Genomic DNA, 6,750 nt, shown 5'->3' on the forward strand with positions numbered 1-6,750 from the left:
GTGCCATCTGCCCGCGTGTGGGGCCGCACGCCTCTCGATGGTCTGAAAAAGATGCTGGATAATAAAGCATGACCCGCTTGACGGCTAGCGCCGTCGGAGACCCTTGTAATGCCCGATCAAGATGTACGCCTGCAAGACCTTAATGTGTGGCTGGCCGAACAGCTGGCAAATCTTTTCCAAAACCAGGGCTGGGGTCCGGTTCCTGCGGGCTGCCTGACCGCCGCCAGCAGTGATGCGAGCTTTCGGCGGTACTTTCGCTGGGCCGCCGACGGTCGCAGTTTTATCGTGATGGACGCACCACCGCCGCAGGAAAACTGCCGGCCTTTTGTCGAAATTGCACAATTGTTGGCCAGCGCCGGGGTCCATGTGCCGGTTGTTCATGCCCAGGACCTGGATCGCGGCTTCCTGCTGCTCAGCGACCTTGGCAGCCACACGTACCTGGATGTGATCACCTCCGAGAACGCCGATGCGCTGTTCGACGACGCCATCGATGCGCTGCTGGCCTTCCAGCAACTGCCGATGCAGGCTCCCTTGCCCAGCTACGACGTGGCTTTGCTGCGCCGCGAGCTGGAGCTGTTTCCTGAATGGTACGCAGGGCGTGAGCTGGGGCTGGCGTTGAACAACGCGCAGCAGGCGATGTGGCAGCGCGTGAGCACCTTGCTGATCGACAGCGCCCTGGCGCAACCCAAGGTGCTGGTGCATCGCGACTATATGCCGCGCAACCTGATGCAGAGCGCGCCCAACCCGGGTGTGCTGGATTTTCAGGATGCGGTGTACGGGCCGGTCAGCTATGACATCACCTGCCTGTTCAAGGATGCTTTCCTCAGTTGGCCTCAGGCGCGGGTGCAGGGCTGGCTCAAGCTTTACTGGCAGCGCGCGCAAGCCAAGGGTGTGCCGGTGCAGGCTGACTTCGAGGACTTCCAGCGGGCCAGCGACCTGATGGGGGTGCAACGTCACCTCAAGGTGATCGGTATTTTCGCGCGCATCTGCCACCGCGACGGCAAACCACGCTACCTGGCCGATGTGCCGCGCTTCTTTGCCTATATAGATGAAGTGATTGCCCGGCGCCCCGAGCTTGCCGAGCTGGACACGCTGATTGAAAGCCTGCAGGCCGCAGGCGGAGCGCGCGCATGAAGGCGATGATCCTGGCCGCCGGCAAGGGCGAGCGCATGCGTCCGCTGACCCTGCACACGCCCAAGCCGCTGGTGCCGGTGGCCGGTGTGCCACTGATCGAGTACCACCTGCGCGCGCTCGCGGCGGCAGGCATCAGCGAGGTGGTGATCAACCATGCCTGGCTGGGGCAGCAGGTCGAGGATCACCTGGGCGATGGTGCGCGCTTTGGCGTGAGCATTCGCTACTCGCCCGAAGGCGAGCCGCTGGAAACCGGTGGTGGCATCTTCAAGGCGCTGCCCCTGCTCGGTGATGGCCCTTTCGTGCTGGTCAACGGCGACATCTGGACCGCCTACGACTTCAGCCAGTTGCCCGCGACGCTCAACGGCCTGGCGCACCTGGTGCTGGTCGACAACCCCGCGCACCACGGCAAGGGGGATTTCCAGTTGCAGGAGGGCCAGGTCGCGGACGCCGATGGCGCCGCGTCGACACTCACCTACAGCGGCATTGCCGTGCTGCACCCGGCACTGTTTGACGGTTGCCAGGCGGGGGCCTTCAAGCTTGCACCGTTGTACCGTGACGCGATGCGCCACGGCCAGGTCAGCGGTGAGCATTTCACCGGTCGCTGGGTCGATGTGGGCACCCTTGAGCGCCTGGCCGAAGCCGAGCGCCTGCTCGCCGAGCGTCGCTGACATGTTGTGGCCAAGCACAGTGATTGGTGCGGGGGCGGGGTTTGTCGTTGCCAGTATTCCAGGGGCGTTACTGGGGGCGTTGCTCGGTCAGGCGATGGATCGCCGTTTGCAATTGCACAGCTGGGCGCACCTGCGCGAGCGACTGGGCGGGCAGGCGGTGCTGCGTGACGATGAGGTGCTGTTCGTGCTGCTGGGGCGTCTGGCCAAGAGTGAAGGCCGGGTGCTGGATGGGCACATCCAGCAGGCGCGCCAGGAGATGCAGCGCCTGGAAATGAGCGAACCGGCTCGCCTGCGCGCGATTGCCGCGTTCAACCGCGGCAAGAATGGCGGCGAACGGCTCAAGACGCACTTGCGCCGCCTCAAGCAGCAGCCGCATGCCGCAGAAGGCCTGTTGCGCGCATGCTGGCGGATGGTCTGGGCCGATGGCAGGGTCGGCCGTCACGAGCGCGAGCTGATCCTGCAGTGGGGCCAACAGCTGGGCTGGTCAACGGCCAAGGTGCAGGCACTGGCCAGCGATTATGAACCCCACAGGGCGGCGCTGGATGCGCAGGTCATCAGCTATCCCGATGCCTTGCGCCTGTTGGGGGTGCAGGTGGAGGCGGAGCCGGCGCAGATCAAGCAGGCCTACCGCCGGCTGCTCAGCCGGCATCACCCGGACAAGCTGGTGGGCAGCGGTGCCAGCCCGGCGCAGGTGCGCGACGCTACCGAGCGCACGCGTGAACTGCACCAGGCCTACTCGGTCATCCGCAAGCGGCGCGGCTTCTAGTCGACCTGCTGTGGGCTCAGCCAGCCGCGGATACGCCGGAACAGCTGTTCCTGCTCGGCGGCCTGGTTGCCGGGCACGGCGGTCAGGGCGACCTGGCGGTAGTGGTTGTCCTTGAGCCGCTTGCTGGCTTGCAGGCGTGCCACGGCGGCCTGTTTGGCCGAGGCCTGGTTGGCGTAATAGAAGTCGGCAGTGGGCAGCTTGAGGCTTGGGGTCAGGCTGTCGAGGCTGTGCTCGACCCGCGCTGGCGTCTGTGCAGCGACCATCACCAGCTTGTGCACCTGGGGTGGCTGGCGTTCGCTGATGTAGCGCGCGGCCCAGTAGGCGCCGCTGCCGTTGCCAAGCAGTACGATGCTGCGTGCGTTCTGTTGCTGTGCATAGGCGACGGCGGCGTCCAGGCGCGCGAAGATGCGTTCGGCGTCGGCCTTGTCGGTGGCGCCTGGGTCGGTGTGGGTGGGCGGTTCGGCGCTGTCGGCGTTTTCGCTTTCTGCCGCGGTTGCCTGGGCAATGTTGGCATTGGCATCGGCCGGCGTATCCTTGGCCGGTGCGCCCTTGACGTCTTTTTCCGGCTGCGGCGGCGCAGCCGCGGTTTCAGTGCGCGCTACCGGGCTGTCGGCCAGCCGGTCCGGCAGGCTCACGCTCAGGCTGGCCCATTGCGCGTCGGGGAACTTGCGCCGCAGTGGCCCGACGGTCCTGGGCCAGTCGGCGGTTTCACCGGCCCCCGGCACGATCACCAGTACGCCTTCGGGGGCGGGGCTGTTGGCGGTTTTCCACAGGGCCAGGAAGCTGTCGCTGCCGGCCTGCAGGGTCTGTTGCTCGTCCTTGGGTATTTGCCGCTCCAGTGCCTGGGCATCTTCCTGGCTGCGTTCGGCCAGTGCCTGACGTTGCACAGGGGCTGCTCCAGCTTGTGTGGGCGCGGCGGGCGCTTCTTCAGCCAGCGCTTGTGCGGTACAAGGTAGTATCAAGGACAGGCATAGCGCTGAAAGCGCCGTGCGTTTGAGTACGAACATTGATCGATCCAGGCCAGAGTGATACCGGCAGCCTAATGGTATTTGTCCGGGACGGCCATGCTCGATGGCGGTCCCTGCATTGACGAGAGTGAAGATGATGCGTTTGCGCTGCCTGTTGCTTATCGGCTGTTTTGCCTGGCCCTTGATGGTGGTTGCGGCACAGGTGCCAGCGCCGGTCGCGGTCCAACTGGACCCTGCCCAGCAACAATGGCTGGAACAGCACCGCAGCCTGCGCGTCGGCTTGGTGCTGCAGGCACCGTTCGCACAGTTTGACCGGCGCCTGCAGCAACTGTCCGGGGTCAACGTCGAGCTGATGAACTGGCTGGGCAGGGCGCTGGGGCTGGACCTGACCTGGCGCAACTTTACCGACCAGGCCGCGTTGGAGCATGCCCTCGCCGGGGGCGAGATCGACCTGGCGCCTGGCCTGACCCAGACCCCGGCGGGCTTGCGTCGCTGGCTGTTCAGCGATCCCTACATGCGTGTGCCGCAACTGGTCGTCGGGCCGCGCAATGGCGCGGTGGCGGTCGACCTCGAGAAGCTGGCCAGCAACGAGCGTGTGGCCGTGCGCATGCCCAGTGCAGTGGCGGACTACCTGCGCGCGACCTACTCCAACCTCAACCTGCAGGGCGTGCCCATGGAGCGCCAGGCGCTGCAACTGCTGCTCAGTGAACAGGTGCGCTATGCCGTGGTGGACGAGGCGCAATTGAGCCGGCTGTCACGCGAGAACGAGTTCAGCGACCTGGTGGTGGTCGGTGACATCGGCCTGCCGCAACTGCTGCGCGTGGGCTCCCGGCGCGACTGGCCGCAGTTGGCCGACATCATCGAGCGCGGCTTGCAGGCGATTCCGGCCAAGGACCTGGAGCAGTTGCACAGCCGCTGGCTGCAGCCCAGGTACCCGCGCCTGAGCGAGTCGCCGGGCTTCTGGCAGAACCTGGCGCTGCTGTTCGCGGCGCTGCTGTTCAGCTGCGTCGCCATCGTGATCTGGCAGCGGCGTCAGCAACAGCAGTTGGAGCAGAGCCTGCTGGCGGCGCGGGAGAACATCGCCAAGCGCCTGGCCCGCGAGGAGGCACTGCGCCTGAGCCAGTTCTCCCTAGATCAGAGCACCGTGGGCATTCTCTGGGTGCATTGGGACAGCCACGTCCGCTATGCCAACCGCGCCGCCGAGAGCATGCTCGGCTACAGCGCAGGTGCGCTGATCGACCGCCCGCTGATCGCCATCGAGCCCAACCTGCACATGGACCGCTGGCTGGACCTGTGGAAACGCGCACGGGCCAGCGATGAAGCGGCGCAGCGGTTCGAGACCCAGTGCCTGCGCGCCGATGGCAGCCTGTTGCCGGTGGATGTGTCGCTGAGCTTCCTGCGCTTTCGCGATGCCGAGTACCTGGTGGTGTTCCTCAATGATGTGACCGAGCGGCGTCGCGCGCTGGCCGCGTTGCGCGAGAGCGAGGCACGCCTGAAGGGCATTGCCGGCAACGTGCCGGGGCTGGTGTTTCGCCTTGAACGCAACCCGGCGGTCGGTGACCTGGAGTTTCCCTATATCAGCGAAGGCAGCGAGGCGCTGGTGGGTTATTCGCCAGCCGAACTGCAGCACCCGGACATGGGCTTGCGTAGCCTGGTGCATGGCGATGACCGCGCCGACTACCACCGTGTGCAGGACCAGGCACTGGCCACCGACCAGGATTGGTCATGGCAGGGCCGCATGCTGACGCGCCAGGGCGAGCAGCGCTGGGCCGACATCAAGGCCAGTACCCGCAGCCTGGGTGATGGCCGCGTGGTGTGGGACGGGGTGGTGTGGGACATCAGCCAGAGCAAGCGCGCCGAGCTCGAGCTGGCGCGCTCCCAAGAGCAGTTGCGCGAGCTGTCGGCGCACCTGGAAAGCGTGCGCGAGGAAGAAAAGGCGCGCATCGCCCGCGAAGTGCATGACGAACTGGGCCAGATGCTCACCGTGCTCAAGCTGGAAACCTCGATGTGCGAACTGGCCTATGCCGGCCTGGACCCGGGCCTGAACGAGCGCCTGGGCAGCATGAAGCGGCTGATCGCGCAGTTGTTCCAGCTGGTGCGCGATGTGGCCACCGCGTTGCGCCCGCCGATTCTGGATGCCGGCATCGCTTCGGCCATCGAATGGCAGGCTCGACGTTTCGAGGCGCGCACGCAGATCCCGTGCCTGGTACAGGTGCCTGACAACCTGCCGCCCTTGAGCGACGCCAAGGCCACCAGCCTGTTCCGCATTCTGCAGGAGGCGCTGACCAACGTCATGCGCCATGCCCAGGCGCATACCGTAGAGATCACCCTGAGCCTGGACGGCGCCATGCTGTGCCTGATCATCAGCGACGATGGCGTGGGTTTCGTGCAGAGTGACCAGCGGCCCACCTCGTTTGGCCTGGTGGGCATGCGCGAACGGGTGCTGATGCTGGGTGGCACCATGTGCCTGGACAGCGAGCCGGGCGAGGGCACCAGTTTGAGCGTACGTATCCCCCTGAACAACGACAGGAGCTGACAGTGATTCGAGTATTGGTTGCCGAAGACCACACCATCGTGCGCGAAGGCATCAAGCAGTTGATCGGCCTGGCCAAGGACATGCAGGTGGTGGGCGAGGCCGGCAATGGCGAGCAGTTGCTTGAAGCCTTGCGCCACAACGAATGCGAGGTGGTGTTGCTGGACATCTCGATGCCCGGGGTGAACGGGTTGGAGGCCATTCCGCGGATTCGTGCCTTGAGCGCACCGCCGGCGATCCTGGTGCTGTCGATGCATGACGAGGCGCAGATGGCGGCGCGGGCGCTGAAGATCGGCGCGGCGGGCTATGCCACCAAGGACAGCGACCCGGCGCTGCTGCTGACGGCGATTCGCCGGGTGGCCGGTGGCGGGCGCTACATCGACCCCGACCTGGCGGACCGCATGGTGTTCGAAGTCGGCCTGACCGATTCGCGGCCGTTGCATTCGTTGCTGTCGGAGCGCGAGTTCTCGGTGTTCGAGCGCCTGGCGCAGGGCGCCAACGTCAATGACATCGCCCAGCAACTGGCGTTGAGCAACAAGACCATCAGTACGCACAAGGCGCGCCTGATGCAGAAGCTGAATGTGAACTCGCTGGCAGAGCTGGTGAAGTATGCGATGGAGCACAAGCTGGTCTGAGTGTTCCAGAAGCGACACCGTGTTGATGCCTTCGCTGGCAAGCCAG

At 65.7% G+C, this 6,750-nt stretch carries 6 protein-coding genes; 5 read left to right on the forward strand and 1 reads right to left on the reverse strand.

The genetic code is table 11. The features are described from left to right. Window positions 1-108: 108 nt before the first annotated feature. Genes G3436_RS13600 through G3436_RS13610 form a run of 3 tightly spaced genes read left to right on the forward strand, consistent with a single transcriptional unit; the run spans window position 109 to window position 2,568 of the window. Window positions 109-1,134 carry an aminoglycoside phosphotransferase family protein gene (locus G3436_RS13600; RefSeq protein ID WP_163945752.1) on the forward strand — a complete coding sequence of 342 codons (1,026 nt, stop codon included), beginning with the start codon at window positions 109-111 and terminating at the stop codon, window positions 1,132-1,134. Further along, a complete protein-coding gene (gene murU, locus G3436_RS13605; RefSeq protein WP_163945754.1) occupies window positions 1,131-1,802 on the forward strand; it encodes an N-acetylmuramate alpha-1-phosphate uridylyltransferase MurU in 672 nt (223 codons plus the stop codon). Before G3436_RS13600 ends, murU begins: the two co-directional genes overlap by 4 nt. 1 nt (window position 1,803) lies before the next feature. Beyond that, on the forward strand, window positions 1,804-2,568 hold the full coding sequence (locus tag G3436_RS13610; protein ID WP_163945757.1) for a DnaJ domain-containing protein: 765 nt from the start codon (window positions 1,804-1,806) through the stop codon (window positions 2,566-2,568). Here G3436_RS13610 and G3436_RS13615 read toward each other — a convergent pair. Then, window positions 2,565-3,575 carry an alpha/beta hydrolase family protein gene (locus G3436_RS13615; protein WP_163945761.1) on the reverse strand — a complete coding sequence of 337 codons (1,011 nt, stop codon included), beginning with the start codon at window positions 3,573-3,575 and terminating at the stop codon, window positions 2,565-2,567. The two genes, G3436_RS13610 and G3436_RS13615, sit on opposite strands and share 4 nt — an antisense overlap. Before the next feature lie 94 nt (window positions 3,576-3,669). Between G3436_RS13615 and G3436_RS13620 the strand changes: the two genes are divergently transcribed. Further along, on the forward strand, window positions 3,670-6,072 hold the full coding sequence (locus G3436_RS13620; RefSeq protein ID WP_163945764.1) for a PAS domain-containing sensor histidine kinase: 2,403 nt from the start codon (window positions 3,670-3,672) through the stop codon (window positions 6,070-6,072). A gap of 2 nt (window positions 6,073-6,074) precedes the next feature. Next, window positions 6,075-6,704 (forward strand): response regulator, encoded by a 630-nt coding sequence (locus tag G3436_RS13625; protein ID WP_163945765.1) that lies wholly within the window; start codon window positions 6,075-6,077, stop codon window positions 6,702-6,704. Window positions 6,705-6,750 lie beyond the last annotated feature (46 nt).

Source organism: Pseudomonas brassicae, from assembly GCF_010671725.1.
Lineage (GTDB): Bacteria > Pseudomonadota > Gammaproteobacteria > Pseudomonadales > Pseudomonadaceae > Aquipseudomonas > Aquipseudomonas brassicae.